This is a genomic window from uncultured Bradyrhizobium sp., from assembly GCF_936928535.1.
Classification (GTDB): Bacteria; Pseudomonadota; Alphaproteobacteria; order Rhizobiales; family Xanthobacteraceae; genus Bradyrhizobium.
This window is the reverse complement of sequence record NZ_CAKZHY010000096.1, coordinates 140,324-159,008: the sequence shown is the minus strand read 5'-3', so window position 1 is coordinate 159,008 and position 18,685 is coordinate 140,324. Positions and strand designations below refer to the sequence as shown.

Below are 18,685 nucleotides of genomic sequence, written 5' to 3'. Positions count from 1 at the left end.
GCTCAGCGCTCCGCCAGCGCGAGGCGCGCATTGTACCAGTTCATGAAGAAGCTGATGCCAAGGCTGATGGTGAGGAAGACCGCCATGATCAGCGAGATCACCTCGATTGCCTGACCGGTCTGGTTCAGCGTGGTGTTGGCGACCGAGACCACGTCCTGGTAGCCGATCGCGACCGAGAGCGAAGAGTTCTTGGTCAAATTGAGATACTGGCTCGTCATCGGCGGCACGATCACGCGCAAGGCCTGCGGCAGGATGATCTGCCGCAGCATAAAGCTGCGGCGCAGGCCGAGCGCACTGGCGGCATCCCACTGCCCGCGCGGCACCGACTGGATGCCGCTGCGCACGATCTCGGCGATGAAGGCCGAGGTGTAGGTGACGAGCGCGACCAGCAGCGCGAAATATTCCGGCGCCAACGTCAGCCCCCCGACGAAGTTGAAGCCGCGCAACTGAGGCCATTCGATCGTCCAGGACACGTCGAGCAGTAGCGACACCGCTGCTGGCAGCACGACAATCAGACCGAGCGCGAAGGGCCACGCCGGCCGCGGCTTGCCATCACGCATCTGCTGGCTGACCAGCCATCGCCTGATGACAAGGAATGCAACGAAGCCAAGCACGGCCGTGCCGAGCACCCAGAGCTGCGTCACGCCGATTGGGATCGCCGGCAGGATCAGGCCGCGATTGGACAGGAACACACCTTCGACCGGCCGCCACGCCGCGCGCGCCGCTGGCAACGCCTGCATCATAACGTACCAGAACAGCAGCTGAAGCAGCAGCGGGATGTCGCGCAGGACTTCGACATAGACGGCTGCAAGCCGCGACAGCAGCCAGTTCGCCGACAGCCTCGAGACGCCGATCAGCGTCCCCAGAATGGTCGCAAGCACGATGCCGATCACCGCGACGCGCAGGGTGTTGGCAACGCCGACGACGAAGGCCCAGAGGTAGCTGTCCCTCGGGTTATAGGCGAGCAGGCTGTCGGCAATCGGCATGCTGGCCTCGCGGCCGAGAAAGGCAAAGCCGGTCGTGATGCGGCGGGCCGTGAGGTTGGTGACGGTGTTGGACCAGAGGAAGACGACGACGGCGACGGCAATGCCGACCACCAGCACCTGCCAGAACAGGCCCTTCAACTCGTTCGGCCCAAGCGCGCCGAAAAAGCCGCGGCGCGGCGGCGGCCTGGGATCATCTGAGGTCACAGCACAAAAATCCTTCCTGAAAACAGCGATTTCCGGCAGCGCGCATCAACTGTTGCACCAAAATAGTATCCGTGCAACAAATGTTTCATGGCCGTATCAGCGAAATCCTCGCCTTTGAGCGAACTGCGCATTGCGTTGCCATCGCTCCCCCTGCGCCTGCAGGAGGTTGGACGTTTCGTCGCGGCCAATGATTACGACGCCACCACCCGCTCGATGCGGGATCTCGCGGCGGAGGCCGGCGCCGATCCCGCCGCGTTTACGCGGCTTGCCAAGGCAATCGGCTATTCCGGTTGGGACGAATTGCGCGCCGCGCTGACCGAGGCGCGACGGCCGTCCCAGGCCTCGCCCTTCTCGGCCCGCGCCAAGAGCCGCCGCCACGGTCCCGACGCCGATGTCGCACTCATCACCGACAAGCTCGAGGCCGAAGCCGCGGGCTTGCCGCGCATCTCCGCCCACGCGATCGCGGATGCGGCCCGCGCGCTGTATGATGCAAAGCGGACCTGGATCGCCGGTTATCGCAGCTGCCGCAGCGTCGCGGAATTGCTCAACTACGAGCTCCGACTGTTCCGTCCCGAACAGGTGCAGATCGTCGGCGCCTCCGGCCCCGACGATCTCGATCTCGGCGCTATCCGCCCCGGCGAGGCCGTGATCGTGATCGGCTTCAGTCCCTATACCCACGCCAGCGTCCGCGTTGCACAGGCCGCCTATCACGCCAGCGCGACGCTGATCGCGATCGCGGACAGCGTGGCCGCGCCCATGGCCGAAGGCGCCGACCACGTCCTGCTGTTCGAGGCGGCTTCCTCGCCGGGCTTCTTCCCAAGCCTCACCGGCGCGCTCGCGATTGCGCAATCGCTGGCCGCGGTCACGTTCTCGCTCGGCGGCACGGCCGCCAAGAAACGCCTGGAAAATACCGAGGCCCGGCTCGCTGCGGCCGCCACCTATGTCTCAGAGAAGGGTTGATCCATGAGCACCCGCACCAGCCGCGTGCTGCACCGCTCGCTGCGCGAGATGCCGCCCAAGGCAATCGGTGGCGAAGGCGTCTATCTCTTTGCCGAGGACGGGCGGCGCGTGATCGACGCCTCGGGCGGCGCGGCAGTGTCCTGCCTCGGCCATCAGCATCCGCGCGTGATCGCGGCAATAGTGAAGCAGGCCTCGACCCTGGCTTATGCGCACACCTCCTTCTTCTCCTCGGAACCAGCCGAGGCGCTCGCCGAGACGCTGGTTGGCCATGAGCCCGGTGGCCTCGCCTATGCCTATTTCGTCAGTGGCGGATCGGAGGCGATCGAGGCCAGCATCAAGCTCGCGCGGCAATACTTCATCGAGCGCGGTGAGCCGCAGCGGCAGCATTTCATCGCGCGGCGGCAGAGCTATCACGGCAACACGCTCGGCGCGCTCGCCGCCGGCGGCAATGCGTGGCGCCGCGCGCCCTACGCGCCGCTGCTCTCGGCCGCCTTCAGCCATGTCACGCCGGCCTTTGCCTATCACGAGAAGCATGATGATGAATCCGATGCGCAATTCGTGGCTCGCCTCGCCGCGGAGCTCGAAGCCGAGTTTCAGCGGCTTGGCCCCAACACGGTTGCCGCATTCCTTGCCGAGCCCGTTGTCGGCGCCACTGCCGGCGCGGTGACGGCGCCGGACGGCTACTTCAAGGCGATGCGCGAGATCTGCGACCGGCACGGCGCGTTGCTCATTCTCGACGAGGTCATGTGCGGCATGGGCCGCACCGGCACCACGCATGCCTGGGAGCAGGAAGGCGTCGCGCCCGACATCCAGGCGATCGCAAAAGGTCTCGGTGGCGGCTACCAGCCGATCGGTGCGATGCTCGCGAGTGGAGGGATCATCGACACCATTCGTGCGGGAAGCGGGGCTTTCCAGCATGGACATACCTATCTGGCGCATCCCCTCGCCTGCGCCGCAGCGCTTGCCGTGCAGAACGTGATCCGCGAGGACAATCTGCTCGAGCAAGTCAAGCAGCGCGGCAAGCAGCTCGAGCAGCGGCTCACCGAGCGCTTCGGCAATCATCGCCATGTCGGCGACATCAGGGGCCGCGGCCTGTTCTGGGCGATCGAGCTGGTCGCCGACCGCGCCAGCCGTACGTCGTTCGATCCGGCGCTCAAGCTCAACCAGAAGATCAAGGCGGAAGCCTTCGCCAACGGGCTCGGATGCTATCCCGGCGGCGGCGCCGTGGACGGCGTCCGTGGCGACCATGTGCTGCTGGCACCGCCCTATATCGCTTCGGCAAATGAGATCGATCAGATCGTCGACAAGCTCGGCACGGCCGTCGACGTCGTGTTGCGTAGTGTCAATCACTGAGGGGAGAGTAGCATGATGAGGAAATTGGTTATCGCAGCGGGCGTGCTCGCCGCATCGACAGTTGCTGCGTCGGCGGCGACGCTTGACCAGGTCAAGAGCCGAGGCGCGCTGGTGTGCGGCGTCAGCGCCGGCTTTGCCGGCTTCTCGGCGCCGGACTCGCAGGGCAATTACAAGGGCCTCGACGTCGACTATTGCCGCGCGCTCGCGGCCGGCGTGCTCGGCGATCCCAACAAGGTGCGCTACGTCTCGCTGACGGCGCAGAACCGCTTCACGGCGCTGCAGTCCGGCGAGATCGACGTGCTCTACCGCAACTCGACGCAGACATATCTGCGCGGCGTCACGCTGGGCCTCCGTCAGGGACCGATCAACTTCTACGACGGCCAGGGCTTCGTCGTGAAGAAGGACCTCGGCGTGAAGGAGCTGAAGGACCTCAAGGGCGCCACCGTTTGCGTGGCGCAAGGCACCACGCACGAGGTCACGCTCGGCGATTACGGCCGCGCCAATGGCATCGACTGGAAGCCGCTGGTGTTCGACCGCGTCGACACCATGTACCAGACCTTCTTCGGCGGCCGCTGCGACGCCATGACCCAGGATGCCTCGGCGCTCGCCGGTGCCGTGACCACTGCGGCGCCGAACCCGGCCGATTACGTCGTGCTGCCGCAGACCATCAGCAAGGAGCCGCTAGGTCCCTTCACCCGCAACGGTGACGAGGTCTGGAGCGATATCGTCACCTGGCTGCATTATGGCCTGATCGAAGCCGAGGAGCTCGGCGTGACCCAGGCCAATGTCGACGAAATGACGAAGTCGCAGACGCCCGCCATCCAGCGGCTGCTCGGCGTCTCCGGCGACCTGGGCTCGCGACTCGGGCTGGACAACAAATGGCTGGTCACAGTGCTCAAGGCCACCGGCAATTACGGTGAGATCTACGAGCGCAACGTCGGCAAGGCGAGCCCACTCAAGCTCGAGCGCGGCCTCAACGGCCTCTGGACCAAGGGCGGCTTGATGTACGCCGTGCCGTTCAAGTAAAAATCTCTCGTGTCCCGGACGCGGTGCAGCGTGAAACGCTTGCTCCGCAGAGCCGGGACCCAGCAATCACGAATGGGCCCCGGCTCTGCAGCGCAATACTATGCATTGCGCTGCGTCCGGGGCACGAGACCCAGGTAATCCCTTCCATGACGACACCCCCTCGCATCGCCCTGATCCACGCCCTCAAGCACTCCATCGCGCCGATCGAGGCGGCGTTCGCGGCGGCGTGGCCGGAGGCGCGGCTGATGAACCTGCTCGACGACAGTCTGTCGGCGGATCTGGCGCGTGACGGCAAGCTCAACGACGCCATGACCGAGCGCTTTCTTGCCCTTGGCGACTACGCCGCAGCGACCGGGGCGGACGCGATCCTTTTCACCTGCTCGGCCTTCGGCCCCTGCATCGGGGCCGTCGCGCGGGCGCACGCGCCGATGCCGGTGCTGAAACCGAACGAAGCCATGATCGAGCGAGCGGTGACAATGGGCAAACGCATCGGCCTGCTCTCCACCTTCCCGCCGACGCTGGTGTCGATGCCTCCGGAGTTCCCGGCCTCCGTCCAGATCGTGCCGAAGCTCGCCGAAGGCGCGCTGGCCGCACTCGATCGCGGTGACCGCGCCACACATGACCGGCTAATTGTCGAGGCCTCAAAAGACCTGCGCGATTGCGACGTCATTGCGCTCGCCCAATTCAGCATCGCGGCAACGGCGCCGCAGGTCGCGGAAGCCACGGGACGCCCGGTCGTGACAACGCCGGACAGTGCGGTCGAAAAGTTGATGCGACTGCTGAAAGCGAAAACCTAGGCGCCGGCCTTTTTCTGGCGCCGCGCGTCCTTGATCGCGACCGCGAGCGCGGCCTTCGTCTCGTTGACGAAATCTTCGACCAGCTCCTCGCGCGTGGCATGCGCCGCCTCGCCGGTGAACAGGCCCTGCTCGGCCAGCATCACCACGCCGTGCAGCGCCGCCCAGATCTTGAGCGCCTGCCGCTCGCGCAAATAGCCGACCGCGGGCGCCTCCAGCGCTTCGATCACCAGCGCAAAAGTTTCCCGCGTGGCCTCATGCAGCTCACTGCCCTTGGCGGCGCATGAGACGGTCCGGGACGCGAACATCAAGCGATAGACACCATTGCGGCGCAGGCCGAAGTCGAGCGTTGCCTGCGCCAGCCGGGACAATTTCGATTGCTTCGAGGCCTTCGTCATGGCTTCGCGCAACATCGTGGTGAACTGCCGGAACGCCTCTGCCGTCGTTGCGGTCAGCAACGCCTCGCGGTCCGCAAAATGGCGGTAGGGCGCCGGCTGCGAGACGCCGAGCTGCTTTGCCAGGGCCTTGATGCTGATCGCTTCCGCCCCGCCCTGCTCCGCCTCGCGCAACGCGGCCTTGATCAGGGCGTCACGGAGATCGCCATGGTGGTATGTATTCTCGGGCTTGCGGGCGAGTTGTGATCGCATGTTCAGGCGAGCCTATAAGTTTGCGCTTGACAGGGGAAGCCTGTCGCGAATGTAATAGCATATAACTTAGAATGAGCGGCAAATGCCGCGGACAAATTTGACAAGAGGAACGCGCGCTGCCCTTCGGGCTTCGCGGATAAGACCAAGGGAGCCGCAATGGCAGAACGACTGAAAGTTCACGTCGATCCCGACAAATGCCAGGGGCATGCACGCTGCAAGGCGCTGGCGCCTGAATTGTTCGAGCTCGACGAATACGGCAACGCCCACGAGGTCGGCGACGGCACCGTTCCGCCTGGCCTCGAAGACAAGGCCTGGCTTGCCAAATCCAATTGCCCGGAAATCGCGATCGATGTGATCGAGGAGTAGCGCGGCCCTGCCCGCTCACGCCTTGCGTACCTTCAGCGAACACGAACCCCAAGCGATATCTAAGGGATTTTTCCGATGTCCGACGTGAGCCAGCCCGCCGCTCATCCGCCCGTGACCGACTGGGTCAACGACTTCGACCACACCGATCCGCAATGGACGGAGGATCCGTTTCCAATCTGGGAGGAGCTGCGCGCCGCGAGCCCGCTCGTGCACACGGAGCGCTTTCTCGGCTGCTACATGCCGACGACCTATGAGGCGGTGCGCGAGATCGCCAACGACACCGAGCATTTCTCCTCGCGCCGCATCATCGTTCGCGATGTCCGGCCCGAGGTTGCCAGAAACGCAGCCCCGCCGATCACGTCGGATCCGCCCGTGCACAAGCCGGCCAAGCAATTGCTGCTGCCGCCCTTCACGCCGGATGCGATGAAGAAGCTGGAACCGCGGATGCGGGCGATCTGCAACGAGCTGATCGACGGCTTCATCGCCGACGGCAGGGTCGACGCTGCGGCGCGCTACAGCAAGTACATCCCGGTTCGGGCCATTGCCCACATGCTCGGCATTCCCGAAAGCGACAGCGACCTGTTCATCACCTGGATCCACATGATCCTGGAGCTCGGCATCAAGGACGAGACCAAGCTGCTCCAGGCGGTTCAGGAGATGAGCGCCTATTTCAGGACACATATCGAAGAGCGCAGGTCGAAGCCGACCGACGACCTCATCTCCTATCTGATGAATGCCAAGGACAAGGAAGGCCAGCCGCTGGAAGAGTCGCACGTGCTGGGCTCGCTGCGGCTGCTTCTGATCGCCGGCATCGACACCACGTGGAGCGCGATCGGCTCCTCACTGTGGCATCTCGCCCGGACGCCGGTAGACCGCGAGCGGTTGATCGCCGAGCCGGAGCTGATTCCCACCGCCGTGGAGGAGTTGCTGCGCGCCTATTCGCCTGTGACGATGGCGCGCGAGGTGGTCAAGGAAACCACGGTTTCGGGCTGTCCGGTCAAGGCGGGCAACATGGTGCTGCTGTCGTTCCCGGCCGCCAACCGGGACCCCAAGATGTTTCCGGATGCCGACAAGGTCGTGATCGATCGCCGGGAGAACCGCCATGCCGCCTTCGGCCTCGGCATCCACCGCTGCGTCGGTTCCAACCTGGCGCGGATGGAGATGCAGGTTGCGCTCGAGGAATGGCTGAAGCGGATTCCGGACTTCGCCCTCGATCCTGCCGGGACCGTGACCTGGTCGCAGGGCACGGTGCGCGGACCCCGCCAGTTGCCATTTCTGCTCGGAAAGGCGATGTAGGCACCCAGACAATGGATTTCTGGGAGGCCGGACGTGACAGAACAACTAACCCAACCGGCCTCCGACCATTTCGACATCGCCGACGCCGAGCGGCGGATCAAGGCGATCTTCATCGGCTCCATCGGCAATCTCGTCGAGTGGTACGACTTCTACGCCTATACGGCGTTTGCGCTCTATTTCGCCCCGGCCTTCTTCCCCGGCAACGATCCCGTGGTGCAACAATTGAACGCCGCCGTGATCTTCGCGGCGACCTTCCTGATGCGCCCCTTGGGCGGCTGGTTCTTCGGTTACCTTGCCGACCATTACGGCCGCCGCATCTCGCTGACCCTGTCGGTCGTGTTCATGTGCTTCGGCTCGCTGATCATCGCGCTGACGCCGACCTATGCCACGATCGGCTTCGCTGCGCCTGTCATCCTGGCGCTCGCCCGCGTCATCGAGGGCCTGAGCTTGGGTGGCGAATACGGCGCCAGCGCCACTTATCTGAGCGAGGTCGCCGATCCCAAGCACCGCGGCTTCTATTCGAGCTTCCAGTACGTCACGCTGATCGGCGGCCAGCTGACTGCGATCATCGTGCTGCTGCTCCTGCAAAAGGTCTTCCTCACACCCGATGAGCTGAAGGCCTGGGGCTGGCGCATTCCGTTTGCGATCGGTGCGGCACTCGCGATCTTTGCCGCGGTGATGCGGCGCAATCTGCACGAGACCGAAGCCTTCGAGGAAGCCAAGAAGGTGGTGAAACCATCAGGGTCGATCACCAATCTGCTGCGCTATCCGCGCGAGTTGCTGCTCGTGGTCGGCCTCACCGCCGGCGGCACCGCCGCGTTCTACACCTTCACCACCTATATGCAGACATTCGTCAAGCTCTCGGTGGGCCTGACCGAGGACCAGACCACCTTCGTGATTTTCGGCACGCTGATCTTCGCGACCATCCTGCAGCCGATCTATGGCGCGATCTCCGACAAGATCGGGCGCAAGCCGCTGCTGATCTTCTTCGGCGTCGCCGGCACGCTCGCGACCGTGCCGCTGCTGATGACGCTGAAGGAGACCAAATCGCCCTTCATGGCCTTCATCCTGATCTGCTGCGCCTGGCTGTTCGTTGCCGGTTATACCTCGATCAACGCCGTGGTGAAGGCCGAGCTGTTCCCGACCAATGTCCGCGCGCTGGGCGTCGGCCTGCCCTATGCGATCACCGTCTCGATCTTCGGCGGCACGGCGCCGGCCATCGCGCTTTATTTCAAGACGATCGGGCATGAGCAGTGGTTCTACTATTATCTCGCCAGTGTCATCTTCCTGTCGCTGATCATCTATTCCACCATGCGCGACACCAAGCGTGAATCCGCGATGCATCGCCACCAGTAGCCGACTTCGAGCAGATCATGGCCGACGAAACGCCATCCGACAGCAAGCTGACGCGCACCAAGGAGAAATGGGCGCGCGAGGGCCGCTTCCTCACCGGCAAGGTCACGCGCCCCGAGGACCAGCGGCTGCCGCCGGGCCAGCACCTGACCAAGGACTGGCCGGTGCTCGATCTCGGCGTGATGCCGCCGGTGTCGCGCGAGCGTTGGCGGCTCGACGTCTACGGCGCGGTCGAGACTCCCATATTCTGGACATATGCCGAATTCGCCGCGCAGAAGCAGGCGCAGTTCATCTCCGACATTCATTGCGTCACGACCTGGTCGCGCTACGACAATCAGTGGGAAGGGCTCGCGACGCGTGAGCTGCTGGCGGCCTGCCAGCCGCGCGACGATGCGCACTTCGTGGTGCTGCATTCCTATGACGGCTACACCACCAACCTCGCGCTGGAGGACTTTGCCGCCGAGGATGCCTTGCTCGCCCATAGCTGGTCCGGCCAACCGCTGTCGGACGAGCATGGCGGCCCTGTCAGGCTCGTCGTGCCGCATCTCTATTTCTGGAAGAGCGCAAAATGGCTGCAGGCCATCGAATTCGTGACTGAGGACGCGCCCGGGTTTTGGGAAGTTCGCGGCTATCATAGCCGCGGCGATCCCTGGGCCGAGCAACGCTATTCAGGGGACTAGACTCGAACAAACAAGGGGAAGCCCATGCCGACGGAACGCTTCCAATTCACGGGCGAAGGCGGTCATCAGCTCGCAGCGGCGCTGGAGCTGCCGGACGGCGAGCCTGCAGCCTACGCGCTGTTCGCGCACTGCTTCACCTGCGGCAAGGACGCACTGGCAGCCAAGCGCATCTCGGTCGCGCTGGCCGCCAAGGGCATCGCGGTCTTGCGCTTCGACTTCACCGGGCTCGGCTCCAGCGAAGGCGATTTCGCCAATTCGACCTTTTCCTCGAACATCGCCGATCTCGTGCACGCGGCCGATCATCTCCGCACGACCCGCAAGGCGCCGTCGATCCTGATCGGTCATAGCCTGGGCGGCGCGGCGATCCTGGCGGCCGCCGGCAAGATTCCAGAGGCGAAGGCTGTCGTCACCATCGCAGCGCCATCCGACCCGGCTCATGTCACCGGCCTGTTCGGGGAACATGTGGATGCGATCCGCGCGAAGGGCGAGGTCGAAGTGTCGCTTGCGGGTCGTCCATTCCGGATCAAGCGCGAATTCCTCGACGACGTCGTCGAGCACGAGCTGATGAAGGACATCACCGAGCTGCACAAGGCGCTTCTGGTGATGCAGTCGCCCGTCGACGACACCGTCGGCATCGACAACGCGACCAAAATCTTCGTTGCGGCCAGGCATCCCAAGAGCTTCGTCTCGCTCGACCATGCCGATCACCTGCTGACGAAGCCGGCGGATGCGCTCTATGCGGCCGACGTGATTGCCGCCTGGGCGAGCCGATACATCGACACGGCAAAGCCTGCGAAAGCGGCGGATATTGCGGGGGAACCGCGAAAGGTCGTGGTGCAGGAGACCCGCAAGAGCAAGTTCAACCAGCTCATCACCGTGGGTCCGCATCATCTGGTGGCGGACGAGCCGAAGCCTGCCGGCGGCGAGGATGCCGGCCCCGGTCCCTATGATTTCCTGCTGGCTAGTCTCGGCGCCTGCACCTCCATGACCATGCGCCTCTATGCCGATCGCAAATCGTTGCCGCTCGACCGCGTCACCGTCACGCTGAAGCATTCCAAGATCCACGCCAAGGACTGCGCCGAGTGCGAGACGCGCGACGGAATGCTCGACCAGATCGAGCGCGATATCGCGATCGACGGCGCGCTCGATGCCGAGCAGCGCAAGAAGCTGATGGAGATCGCCGACAAGTGCCCGGTGCACCGGACGCTGACCTCGGAGATCCGTATCGTAACCAGGGCCGTGGACTAGAAGCACGCCGCCATCGTTCGCACCGCCGCACTGATCTCGCTCTCGCGCCAGGCCGCAAAGCCGAGCAGCAGGCCGTGATCGCGCGGCTTGCCGAGCGCCAGGCTCGACAAGGCGCGCGTTTCAACGCCGGCGTCGGCCAGGCGCTTCACGGCCGCCTGATCGGCGCGCCCGCGTTTGAGGCGCGCGACGAGCTGGATGCCGCCCGAGGGCACCTCGGCCGCCAGCACCTCGCCGAGATGTCGTTCCATCGCATCGACGAGATGATCGCGCCTGAGATGGTAGAGCCGGCGCATCCGGCGCAGATGTGCCAGAAAATGCCCGTCGGCGATGAACTCGGCGAGCGCTTCCTGGATGTGGCTCGACGCGATCAACCCGATGTGCCGCTGCGCGATCTCGAACGTGCTGACCAGCGCTTCGGGCACGACGAGATAGCCAAGCCTTATATCCGACGTCATCGCCTTCGAGAACGTGCCGACATAGAACACGCGGCCGTGGGGATCGAGCCCTTGCAGCGACGGCACCGGGCGACTGTCGTAATGGAATTCGCCATCGTAATCGTCCTCGACGATGAAGGTCCTGCCGGGCCGGCTTGATCCGAGAAACGCGGTGCGGCGGGCCAGCGACATCAGCCGTCCGGTCGGATGCTGGTGCGATGGCGTCATGAAAACGAGTTTTGGAGCGGCCATTGCCGGCATTTGCTGCATGCCCTGTTCGTCCAGCCTGATGCCGGTGACGCGCGCGCCGGACGCGCGGAAGGCGGCCGCGGCGCCGGGATAGCCGGGATCTTCGACCCAGACCCCGTCGCCCGGCGTGATGAGGACAGCCGCAATCAAGGTCAGGGCGGCCTGCGCACTCGGCAGGATCATGACCTGGTCCGGCGCGGCGCGAACGCCCCTGCTGGTCGCCAAATAATGCGCCAGCGCCTCGCGCAGCCGTGTGCGGTTGACCGGACCAAGCTCGCGCCTCGCCGCACGCACGGCGCTGCGGCGCAGGCACCGCGCCCAGACCTCGTTCGGAAACTCCCTGAAATCGCCGTGCCCCGGCCGCAACGGCTTGAGCGGCGCCTGATAGGACATCGGCCAATCGGTCTCTTTGAGCTTGCAGGCCCAGGGCGAGAGCTGGGGCCTCGCGGAACGCGCGTTCGATGCGGCAAGGCCTCCGCCTTCGATGCGGCCGCCCTCGACGGTCACGACAGGACGACGTCCGTGCGAGGCCGCAACATATCCCTCCGCGGCCAGCTGCTCGAACGCATAAGTGACCGTGTTGCGCGAGACACCGAGATCGCTGGCGAGCCGGCGGCTCGAGGGCAGCGCGCGGCCTCTTTCGATGCGGCCGGCCGCGATCAGGCCGCGAAGCTGGCGGGTCAGTTGCGCCACCAGCCCCTGCTCGTCGTCGCGATTCAGGTCGATCAGGCCGGAGATCATGCTGTCCGAAACTGGCACCTCATTCCTTTCCAATCTGGCACTTTTTCAGGTGCCAGAGCGGATGCTATCCAGCCCGTCGAGCCGCTTCAAGGACCTTGCGATGAACTCTTCCCTGTCTGCCGGCGCCGCCCTCGGCCTGTTCCTCATCGTCGTGCTGGCCTGGGGCGTGAACTGGTCGATGACGAAGCAGCTCGTGCAGTTCCTTCCGCCACTGTGGACCTCGGCGATCCGGAGCTGGATCGCACTGGCGGGATTGTTCGTGATCCTTGGGCTGAGCAACAACCTGGTGGTCCCGGAACGGCGAGACATTCCGGTGGTCCTCAGCGTAGCCCTGCTGCACATGACGATCTTCTCCGTCCTGGTCGCTGCCGGTGTGCGCTATCTGCCGGCGAGCAAGGCCATCGTGCTCGGCTACACCACGCCGCTCTGGGTCGCGATCGCAGCGCCCATCCTCGGCAAGGACACGCTGACGGCGCCCAAGCTTGCCGGCGCCCTGTTCGGCCTGGTCGGCCTCGCCGTCATCCTCAATCCGACCTCGATCGACTGGACCAACAGCAACGTCCTGCTCGGCGCCGGCATGGTGATCCTCGCCGCGATCGCCTGGGCCGCCAACATCATCTATCTCAGGGCGCATCGCTGGATCGGCTCTCCGCTCCAGCTCCTGATCTGGCAGGTGCTGGTCGCGACGATCGTGCTCACGACGCTGGCTGTCATCACCGATGGCCTGCCGCACGCCGAATGGTCGTGGAAGCTGGTGCTGCTGTTCCTGTATCCCGGCCTGATCGGGACGGCGCTGGCCTATTGGGCGATGTCGATGGTCAACAAGAGCATCTCGGCGCTGACGACGGCACTCGGCACCACCGGGACGCCGCTGGTCGGCATCGCCAGCGCGGCGATCCTGCTGGGCGAGCCGATCGACATCAGCCTCGTCATCGCAGCCGCGCTGATCGTTTCAGGGATTGGCCTTGCGACTCTCGGTGACCGGATGTTGCGCCGTCAGGCGACCGCGAGCGGCTGAACGCGCAAGTTGCCGCGCAGGCCCGCCGCCGTGCCGAGCAGGATGCCGCCGACTGCGATGAACGAACCGACCGCAAGCGTCGAGACGCCGGTGAGCCCCTGCCCGATCGAGCAGCCAAACGCCATCACGCCACCGATCCCCATCAGCGCAGCACCACCGGCCGAGCGCAGCATGTGACGCGGCGAAGAATAACCTTCGAGGTGAAACCGGCCAGTGACGAGCGCGGTGACCAGGCTGCCGGCGAACACGCCGCCGACCGTCGCGATGCCGAAGTTCAGCGTCAGGCCGGTCGAGAGCATCGCATATTGCAGGCTATCGGCGATGGGCGCGATGAAGGTCAGCGACGTCACCGGGACGGGATTGAAATCATCAGCACCGAGATAGCCGGTGACGTACCAGCCGCCGGCAACGAGTACGCCCACGATGGCGCCGGCCGCGATCTGGCCCGGCGAACGGCGGAATGCCGGATGGGCGAAGGCAAACAGGATCAAGGCAACGACCAGCACAGCCGCAGCCAACGCGCGCGAAACCGCCTCCGTGGCACCGAGCGTCGCGAGCATCGAGGGCAACGAATTCACGCTGATGGTGGTCTGCGAGGCCTGAACCAGCGCGATACGCGCCGGCGCGATCAGGCCCTTGAGCGTCATCTGCGCGGCGATGGCGAGCACGATCACCACGACGAAGGAGCGGAGATTGCCGCGGCCGAGCAGCACCAGCGCGCGCGAGCCACAGCCGTTCGAGAGCACCATGCCGTAGCCGAACAGCAAGCCGCCAAGGAACAGCACGGGCACCGAAAAGGTCTGTTGCAGATAGATCGACTTGCCGAGATCGACCATGCCGCTGCCAGCAAGGAATTGGCTCGCGGCAATCGCAACCGCCATCGCCAGCGCGTAGGTTCGCACCAGTCGCCCATCTCCTTTCGCCAGCCATCCGCGCATGCTGCTCATCAGGCAGAAGCCGCTCAGCAAGCCGACGGAGCCATAGACGACGCCAATGACGAGGCCGGCAAGGATGACAAGTTGGGTCGGTTCCATCTGATGTTCTCAGGCCTCTCGCCATTCTCCGTCATTGCGAGCGCAGCGCAGTCTGGATTGCTTCGCTGCGCTCGCAATGATGGTGTGTTACGGCTTCAGGATGACCCTGTCACGCGAGGAGCCTGCGACAGCGACATAGGCCTCTTTCGCGCGCTCGAGCGGATAGATCGCATCCGCCTTGATCGGGAATGGCTTCAAATGGCCGCTCGCAAAGCCAGGGCCGAGATCGCGCAGCACAGCGCCCGTCGCAGCCGAGGACAGACCGAGCGTATCGATCCCGACATAGGTGTGCTGTCCGCGATAGAATTCGAGAATGTTGAATTGCACGATGCGGTCGATCGCGGCGATCAGGATCTGGCGGCCGCGCAACGCAAGCGACTTGTGCGCAGCCTGGAAATAGGGATCGCCGACCGTGTTGAAGACGATGTCGACGCCCTTGCCACTGGTGAGTTCGCGTACACGCGTGGCGATTTCGACGGCGGACGCATCGATCACCTCGATTGGCGCATTGCTGTGGCCCTCATAAGCTTCCGCCTTGCGCACCACGCCCATCACGCGCGCACCCTGCCAGGTCGCGATCTGCACGGCGGCCTGGCCTACCTTGCCGTTGACACCGAACACCAGCACCGTTTCGCTCGCCTTCGGAATGCCGGCGCGGCGAAACCCTTCCATGGCGGTCACGAACGGCACGCCGATGCCGGCGGCCTCCTCCCAGGACACCGCCTTCGGCTTCTCCACCACGGCGTCGGCCTCCACGACGAGATGGCTCGCATGCGTGCCATCGCGGCGGATGCCGAGATCGCCGGACGAACCGAACACCTCGCGGCCAACGGTGCCGGCGGGCCCGTCGATCACGACGCCGGCGTAATCGCGGCCCGGCGTGCGCGGGAACACGGCATAGGGCATCAGCCCGGTCGCCGCCTTGACGTCAGACGGGTTGACGGCCGCGGCCTTCACCTCGATCAAGAGATCGTTCGCGCCACGCGTAAGCGTGCGACGCTCGATGGTCGGAGCAAGGGCAGCTGCGTTTTCGGCCTTGGTATTGAGGCGAACGCAGCGTGCCTCGATGGTCCTGGTTTCGGCTGGCGACATGGGAAAGGCCCGCGATTTCTCGCGGGCCTTGTCGCCCTTGGAAGCGGTCAAGTCAACCGGCTCATGGTGGCGCGCACCGTCACCCTGAGGTGGCCGCTTCTTCAGCGGCCCTCGAAGGGCGACGGCCCGGATGCTGCAGCGGGGCGTTCATCCTTCGAGGCTCTCAGTGCGGTGCCGCGCACCGCACTGAGAGCGCCTCAGGATGACGGGAGGTAGTTGAGGCCGCGGGATCAGCCGTCAGTCCTTGGGCCGCTTGTCATAGAGCCGCTTGGCCTTGCCGAGCGAGCGTTCCAGCGTGGCGGGCGCGACCACCTGAACCCTGGAGCTGACGCCGATCGTGTTTTTGATGTGGGTCGATATCCGGTCGGCATGGTCGACAAGCCCGCGACCGTCCCAGCTCTCGGGCCGGGCTTCGGCAATGATGGTCAGCTCGTCCATGCGCCCTTCGCGGGTCAGTTCGAGAATGAAGTGACCACCGCACCAGTCGGTCGCGAGCAGCACCTCTTCGATCTGGGTCGGGAACAGATTGACGCCGCGCAGGATGATCATGTCGTCCGAGCGGCCCGTCACCTTCTCCATCCGCCGCATGCCCGGCCGCGCGGTGCCCGGCAGCAGCCGCGTCAGGTCGCGGGTGCGATAGCGGATCACGGGGAACGCTTCCTTGGTCAGCGAGGTGAAGACCAATTCGCCCTTCTCTCCGTCAGGCAGCACCGCGCCGGTCTCGGGGTCGATCACTTCAGGGTAGAAATGGTCTTCCCAGACGTGCAACCCGTCCTTGGTCTCGATGCACTCCTGCGCGACGCCGGGGCCGATCACTTCGGACAGGCCGTAGATGTCGGTTGCGTCCATGTCGAAGGCGTCCTCGATCTCGCCACGCATCGCATTGGTCCAGGGCTCGGCGCCGAAGATGCCGACCTTGAGCGAGCATTGGTGCGGATCGAGCTTCTGGCGCTTGAACTCATCCAGGATCGCCAGCATGTAGCTCGGCGTCACCGTGATGATGTCGGGCCGGAAGTCGTTGATGAGCTGCACCTGCCGCTCGGTCATGCCGCCGGAGATCGGCACCACCGTGCAGCCGAGCTTCTCGGCACCGTAGTGCACACCGAGCCCGCCGGTGAACAGGCCATAGCCGTAGGCATTATGGATGATCATGCCGGTGCGGCCACCGGCGGCGCGGATCGAGCGCGCCATCACCCCCGACCAGGTCTCGATGTCGGCTTGCGTATAGCCGACGACGATCGGCTTGCCCGTTGTGCCCGAGGAGGCATGCACACGCACCAGCTTTTCGCGCGGCACGGCGAACATGTTGAAGGGATAATTGTCACGCAGGTCCGTCTTCAGCGTGAATGGGAATTTCGCGAGATCCGACAGCTCGCGAAAATCGGACGGGTGCACACCGGCTTTGTCGAAAGCCTTGCGATAATGCGCGACGTTGTCGTAGGCGTGCTTCAGCGACCAGGCCAGCCGCCGCGTCTGCAGCGCCATGATCTCATCGCGGGAGGCGCGCTCCTGCGCATCCATCTCGGCCCTATAGGTCCGGCCGCCGTCCTTCAGCTTCGTTGAAGCCATACTCGTTTCCCCACATTGATGTGTTCTTCTCTTTTATTGATCTGGCGTCGGCAGCCACGTGCCCGGAATGACACGCGAATGCCCACGGAATTCGGCAATGACGGTATCACCGGCGGTGACGCGCACATCATAGATACCGGAGCGCCCACCGCGCGTGACTTCACGCGCCTTGGCGACGAGGCGGTCGCCGAGCTTGCCTGGTCTGATGAAGGTGATCTGACCCTGCGCCGCGACGACACGGTCATTATGCGAATTGCAGGCAAAGGCGAAGGCGGAATCGGCGAGCGTGAAGATGAAGCCGCCATGAGCGATGCGCTGGCCGTTGACCATGTCGGGCCGCACCATCATGGCCAGCGTCGCAAAGCCGGGGCCCACCTCGACGATCTCCATGTCGAGACCCTTGGACGCATCGTCCTCCGCCCACATCGCATCGGCACAGGCGCGGGCAACATTTTCAGGCGACAGGGCGGCTTTGACGTTCACGCGTTTCTCCCGGCGAACTGCTTGCTCATGATGTTCTGCTTGATAGCCAAGCCTGTCAAACGTGGTCGTAATCGACCACCACCCGTTCCGACGATGGCTTGGCCTGGCAGGTGAGAACGAAACCTGCCTTCAGCTCCCAGGGCTCCAGCGAATAATTGATGTCCATGGGCGCCTCGCCCTCGACCAGTTTTGCGCGGCAGGTCGAGCACATCCCGCCCTTGCAGGCGAATGGCAGGTCCACGCCGGCGCGCAGCGCGGCATCCAGGATCGCCTCGTCCTCCGCGACCGGCACGTCGCGGCGCTTGCCGTCGATGATCAGCGAGGCGATCGCCTTGGGCGGCGCATCTGGTGCCACGATCTTTTTCGGTCGCGGCTTGCCGCCAAACTCCGAAACGAAGCGCTCGACGTGGATACGATCATCGGCGATGCCGAGGTTGCGGCAGGTCGCCTCGATGTCTTCGCTCATGCCTGACGGACCGCAGATGAAGACATGGTCGACGCTTTCGGCGGGGACCAGCGAGCGCAACAGCACCCTCACCTTGTCGCCATCGAGTCGGCCATGCAGGATCGGAATGTCCTGCTCTTCACCCGAGATGACGTGGAAGATCGAAAGGCGGTCGATGAAGCGATCCTTCAATTCCTCCAGCGCCTCGAGGAACATGATGTTGTCGGTCGCGCGATTGCCGTAGAACAGGAAGAAGCGGCTGGCCGGCTCGCGCGCCAGCACGCCCTTGACGATCGACAGGATGGGCGTGATGCCGGAGCCTGCGGCAAAGCCGACATGGATGCGTCCGGCTTCAGTCGGAGAGATCACACCAAAACGGCCCGTCGGCGTCATCACGTCGAGCTCGTCGCCGCGTTTCAGCTCGTCCGCAGCCCAGCTCGAAAACGCGCCGCCGTCGACCTTCTTCACGGCAATGCGGATCTCGCCGTCATCGGGGCCGGAGCAGATCGAATAGGAACGGCGCACCTCCTCGCCATCAAGCGTGGTGCGCAGCGTCAGGTACTGGCCGGGACTGAAAGCATAGTCGTCGGCAAGTTCGCGAGGAATGGTGAAGGTCATCGAGACGGCGTCCGAGGCCTCACGGCGGAGGTCGTTGACGGCCAGGCGGTGAAAGCGCGGTGCGGCTGCTGACATCGGGTTGCCCTAGA

18 protein-coding genes are annotated in these 18,685 nt (G+C 64.8%); 10 read left to right on the top strand and 8 right to left on the bottom strand.

The annotated features are described in order from the left end of the window. Nucleotides 1-2: 2 nt before the first annotated feature. Nucleotides 3-1,190 (bottom strand): ABC transporter permease subunit, encoded by a 1,188-nt coding sequence (locus tag Q0687_RS19350; protein WP_298879911.1) that lies wholly within the window; start codon nt 1,188-1,190, stop codon nt 3-5. 87 nt (nt 1,191-1,277) lie between these two features. On the opposite strand from Q0687_RS19350, the gene Q0687_RS19345 reads away from it, so the two are divergent. From Q0687_RS19345 to Q0687_RS19330, 4 genes are all read left to right on the top strand, one after another. Then, complete coding sequence (locus tag Q0687_RS19345) at nt 1,278-2,150, top strand: MurR/RpiR family transcriptional regulator (RefSeq protein ID WP_298879908.1); 873 nt, start codon at nt 1,278-1,280, stop codon at nt 2,148-2,150. A 3-nt stretch (nt 2,151-2,153) separates the two neighbouring features. Further along, nucleotides 2,154-3,503 (top strand): aspartate aminotransferase family protein, encoded by a 1,350-nt coding sequence (locus Q0687_RS19340; protein WP_298879905.1) that lies wholly within the window; start codon nt 2,154-2,156, stop codon nt 3,501-3,503. 12 nt (nt 3,504-3,515) lie between these two features. Further along, a complete protein-coding gene (locus Q0687_RS19335) occupies nt 3,516-4,529 on the top strand; it encodes an amino acid ABC transporter substrate-binding protein (RefSeq protein ID WP_298879903.1) in 1,014 nt (337 codons plus the stop codon). Nucleotides 4,530-4,675: 146 nt separating this feature from the next. Beyond that, nucleotides 4,676-5,326 carry an aspartate/glutamate racemase family protein gene (locus tag Q0687_RS19330; RefSeq protein WP_298879901.1) on the top strand — a complete coding sequence of 217 codons (651 nt, stop codon included), beginning with the start codon at nt 4,676-4,678 and terminating at the stop codon, nt 5,324-5,326. On the opposite strand, the gene Q0687_RS19325 is transcribed toward Q0687_RS19330, so the two are convergent. Beyond that, nucleotides 5,323-5,970, bottom strand: coding sequence for a TetR/AcrR family transcriptional regulator (locus Q0687_RS19325; protein WP_298879899.1), 648 nt, complete (start codon nt 5,968-5,970; stop codon nt 5,323-5,325). The genes Q0687_RS19330 and Q0687_RS19325 overlap by 4 nt on opposite strands. 156 nt (nt 5,971-6,126) lie before the next feature. Here Q0687_RS19325 and Q0687_RS19320 point away from each other — a divergent pair, with 156 nt between their 5' ends. The 5 genes from Q0687_RS19320 to Q0687_RS19300 all read left to right on the top strand — a co-directional run bounded on the left by Q0687_RS19320 (nt 6,127) and on the right by Q0687_RS19300 (nt 10,913). Further along, nucleotides 6,127-6,336, top strand: coding sequence for a ferredoxin (locus tag Q0687_RS19320; protein WP_035710743.1), 210 nt, complete (start codon nt 6,127-6,129; stop codon nt 6,334-6,336). A gap of 75 nt (nt 6,337-6,411) precedes the next feature. Then, complete coding sequence (locus Q0687_RS19315) at nt 6,412-7,632, top strand: cytochrome P450 (protein WP_298879893.1); 1,221 nt, start codon at nt 6,412-6,414, stop codon at nt 7,630-7,632. A 33-nt stretch (nt 7,633-7,665) separates the two neighbouring features. Next, on the top strand, nt 7,666-8,988 hold the full coding sequence (locus Q0687_RS19310; protein WP_298879891.1) for an MFS transporter: 1,323 nt from the start codon (nt 7,666-7,668) through the stop codon (nt 8,986-8,988). A gap of 17 nt (nt 8,989-9,005) precedes the next feature. After that, nucleotides 9,006-9,665 (top strand): sulfite oxidase-like oxidoreductase, encoded by a 660-nt coding sequence (locus tag Q0687_RS19305; protein WP_298879889.1) that lies wholly within the window; start codon nt 9,006-9,008, stop codon nt 9,663-9,665. Nucleotides 9,666-9,689: 24 nt separating this feature from the next. Continuing rightward, nucleotides 9,690-10,913 carry a bifunctional alpha/beta hydrolase/OsmC family protein gene (locus tag Q0687_RS19300; protein WP_298879888.1) on the top strand — a complete coding sequence of 408 codons (1,224 nt, stop codon included), beginning with the start codon at nt 9,690-9,692 and terminating at the stop codon, nt 10,911-10,913. On the opposite strand, the gene Q0687_RS19295 is transcribed toward Q0687_RS19300, so the two are convergent. Continuing rightward, entirely contained in the window at nt 10,910-12,337 is a 1,428-nt protein-coding gene (locus Q0687_RS19295; RefSeq protein WP_298879936.1) for a PLP-dependent aminotransferase family protein, read from the bottom strand. The genes Q0687_RS19300 and Q0687_RS19295 overlap by 4 nt on opposite strands. A 100-nt stretch (nt 12,338-12,437) precedes the next feature. On the opposite strand from Q0687_RS19295, the gene Q0687_RS19290 reads away from it, so the two are divergent. Continuing rightward, nucleotides 12,438-13,355, top strand: coding sequence for a DMT family transporter (locus Q0687_RS19290; protein WP_298879887.1), 918 nt, complete (start codon nt 12,438-12,440; stop codon nt 13,353-13,355). On the opposite strand, the gene Q0687_RS19285 is transcribed toward Q0687_RS19290, so the two are convergent. The 5 genes from Q0687_RS19285 to paaE form a co-directional block, all read right to left on the bottom strand. After that, nucleotides 13,334-14,389 carry a YeeE/YedE family protein gene (locus Q0687_RS19285; RefSeq protein ID WP_298879885.1) on the bottom strand — a complete coding sequence of 352 codons (1,056 nt, stop codon included), beginning with the start codon at nt 14,387-14,389 and terminating at the stop codon, nt 13,334-13,336. The genes Q0687_RS19290 and Q0687_RS19285 overlap by 22 nt on opposite strands. A gap of 87 nt (nt 14,390-14,476) precedes the next feature. Further along, nucleotides 14,477-15,481 carry a zinc-binding alcohol dehydrogenase family protein gene (locus Q0687_RS19280; RefSeq protein ID WP_298879934.1) on the bottom strand — a complete coding sequence of 335 codons (1,005 nt, stop codon included), beginning with the start codon at nt 15,479-15,481 and terminating at the stop codon, nt 14,477-14,479. 237 nt (nt 15,482-15,718) lie between these two features. Beyond that, nucleotides 15,719-17,050 (bottom strand): phenylacetate--CoA ligase PaaK, encoded by a 1,332-nt coding sequence (gene paaK / locus Q0687_RS19275; RefSeq protein ID WP_298879883.1) that lies wholly within the window; start codon nt 17,048-17,050, stop codon nt 15,719-15,721. 33 nt (nt 17,051-17,083) lie between these two features. Next, nucleotides 17,084-17,533: a hydroxyphenylacetyl-CoA thioesterase PaaI gene (paaI, locus tag Q0687_RS19270; protein ID WP_298879882.1), complete on the bottom strand. Its 450-nt coding sequence runs from the start codon at nt 17,531-17,533 to the stop codon at nt 17,084-17,086. Between the two features lie 55 nt (nt 17,534-17,588). Continuing rightward, nucleotides 17,589-18,671: a 1,2-phenylacetyl-CoA epoxidase subunit PaaE gene (paaE, locus tag Q0687_RS19265; protein WP_298879880.1), complete on the bottom strand. Its 1,083-nt coding sequence runs from the start codon at nt 18,669-18,671 to the stop codon at nt 17,589-17,591. Nucleotides 18,672-18,685 lie beyond the last annotated feature (14 nt).

Excerpts from the sequence above, each read along its gene's own strand:
- Q0687_RS19300 (WP_298879888.1), top strand. The coding sequence starts at position 9,690 with ATGCCGACGGAACGCTTCCAATTCACGGGCGAAGGCGGTCATCAGCTC.
- Q0687_RS19285 (WP_298879885.1), bottom strand. The coding sequence starts at position 14,389 with ATGGAACCGACCCAACTTGTCATCCTTGCCGGCCTCGTCATTGGCGTC.
- Q0687_RS19340 (WP_298879905.1), top strand. The coding sequence starts at position 2,154 with ATGAGCACCCGCACCAGCCGCGTGCTGCACCGCTCGCTGCGCGAGATG.
- Q0687_RS19320 (WP_035710743.1), top strand. The coding sequence starts at position 6,127 with ATGGCAGAACGACTGAAAGTTCACGTCGATCCCGACAAATGCCAGGGG.
- Q0687_RS19280 (WP_298879934.1), bottom strand. The coding sequence starts at position 15,481 with ATGTCGCCAGCCGAAACCAGGACCATCGAGGCACGCTGCGTTCGCCTC.
- paaK (WP_298879883.1), bottom strand. The coding sequence starts at position 17,050 with ATGGCTTCAACGAAGCTGAAGGACGGCGGCCGGACCTATAGGGCCGAG.
- Q0687_RS19295 (WP_298879936.1), bottom strand. The coding sequence starts at position 12,337 with ATGATCTCCGGCCTGATCGACCTGAATCGCGACGACGAGCAGGGGCTG.
- Q0687_RS19305 (WP_298879889.1), top strand. The coding sequence starts at position 9,006 with ATGGCCGACGAAACGCCATCCGACAGCAAGCTGACGCGCACCAAGGAG.
- Q0687_RS19325 (WP_298879899.1), bottom strand. The coding sequence starts at position 5,970 with ATGCGATCACAACTCGCCCGCAAGCCCGAGAATACATACCACCATGGC.
- Q0687_RS19290 (WP_298879887.1), top strand. The coding sequence starts at position 12,438 with ATGAACTCTTCCCTGTCTGCCGGCGCCGCCCTCGGCCTGTTCCTCATC.
- Q0687_RS19335 (WP_298879903.1), top strand. The coding sequence starts at position 3,516 with ATGATGAGGAAATTGGTTATCGCAGCGGGCGTGCTCGCCGCATCGACA.
- Q0687_RS19330 (WP_298879901.1), top strand. The coding sequence starts at position 4,676 with ATGACGACACCCCCTCGCATCGCCCTGATCCACGCCCTCAAGCACTCC.
- paaE (WP_298879880.1), bottom strand. The coding sequence starts at position 18,671 with ATGTCAGCAGCCGCACCGCGCTTTCACCGCCTGGCCGTCAACGACCTC.
- Q0687_RS19315 (WP_298879893.1), top strand. The coding sequence starts at position 6,412 with ATGTCCGACGTGAGCCAGCCCGCCGCTCATCCGCCCGTGACCGACTGG.
- Q0687_RS19345 (WP_298879908.1), top strand. The coding sequence starts at position 1,278 with ATGGCCGTATCAGCGAAATCCTCGCCTTTGAGCGAACTGCGCATTGCG.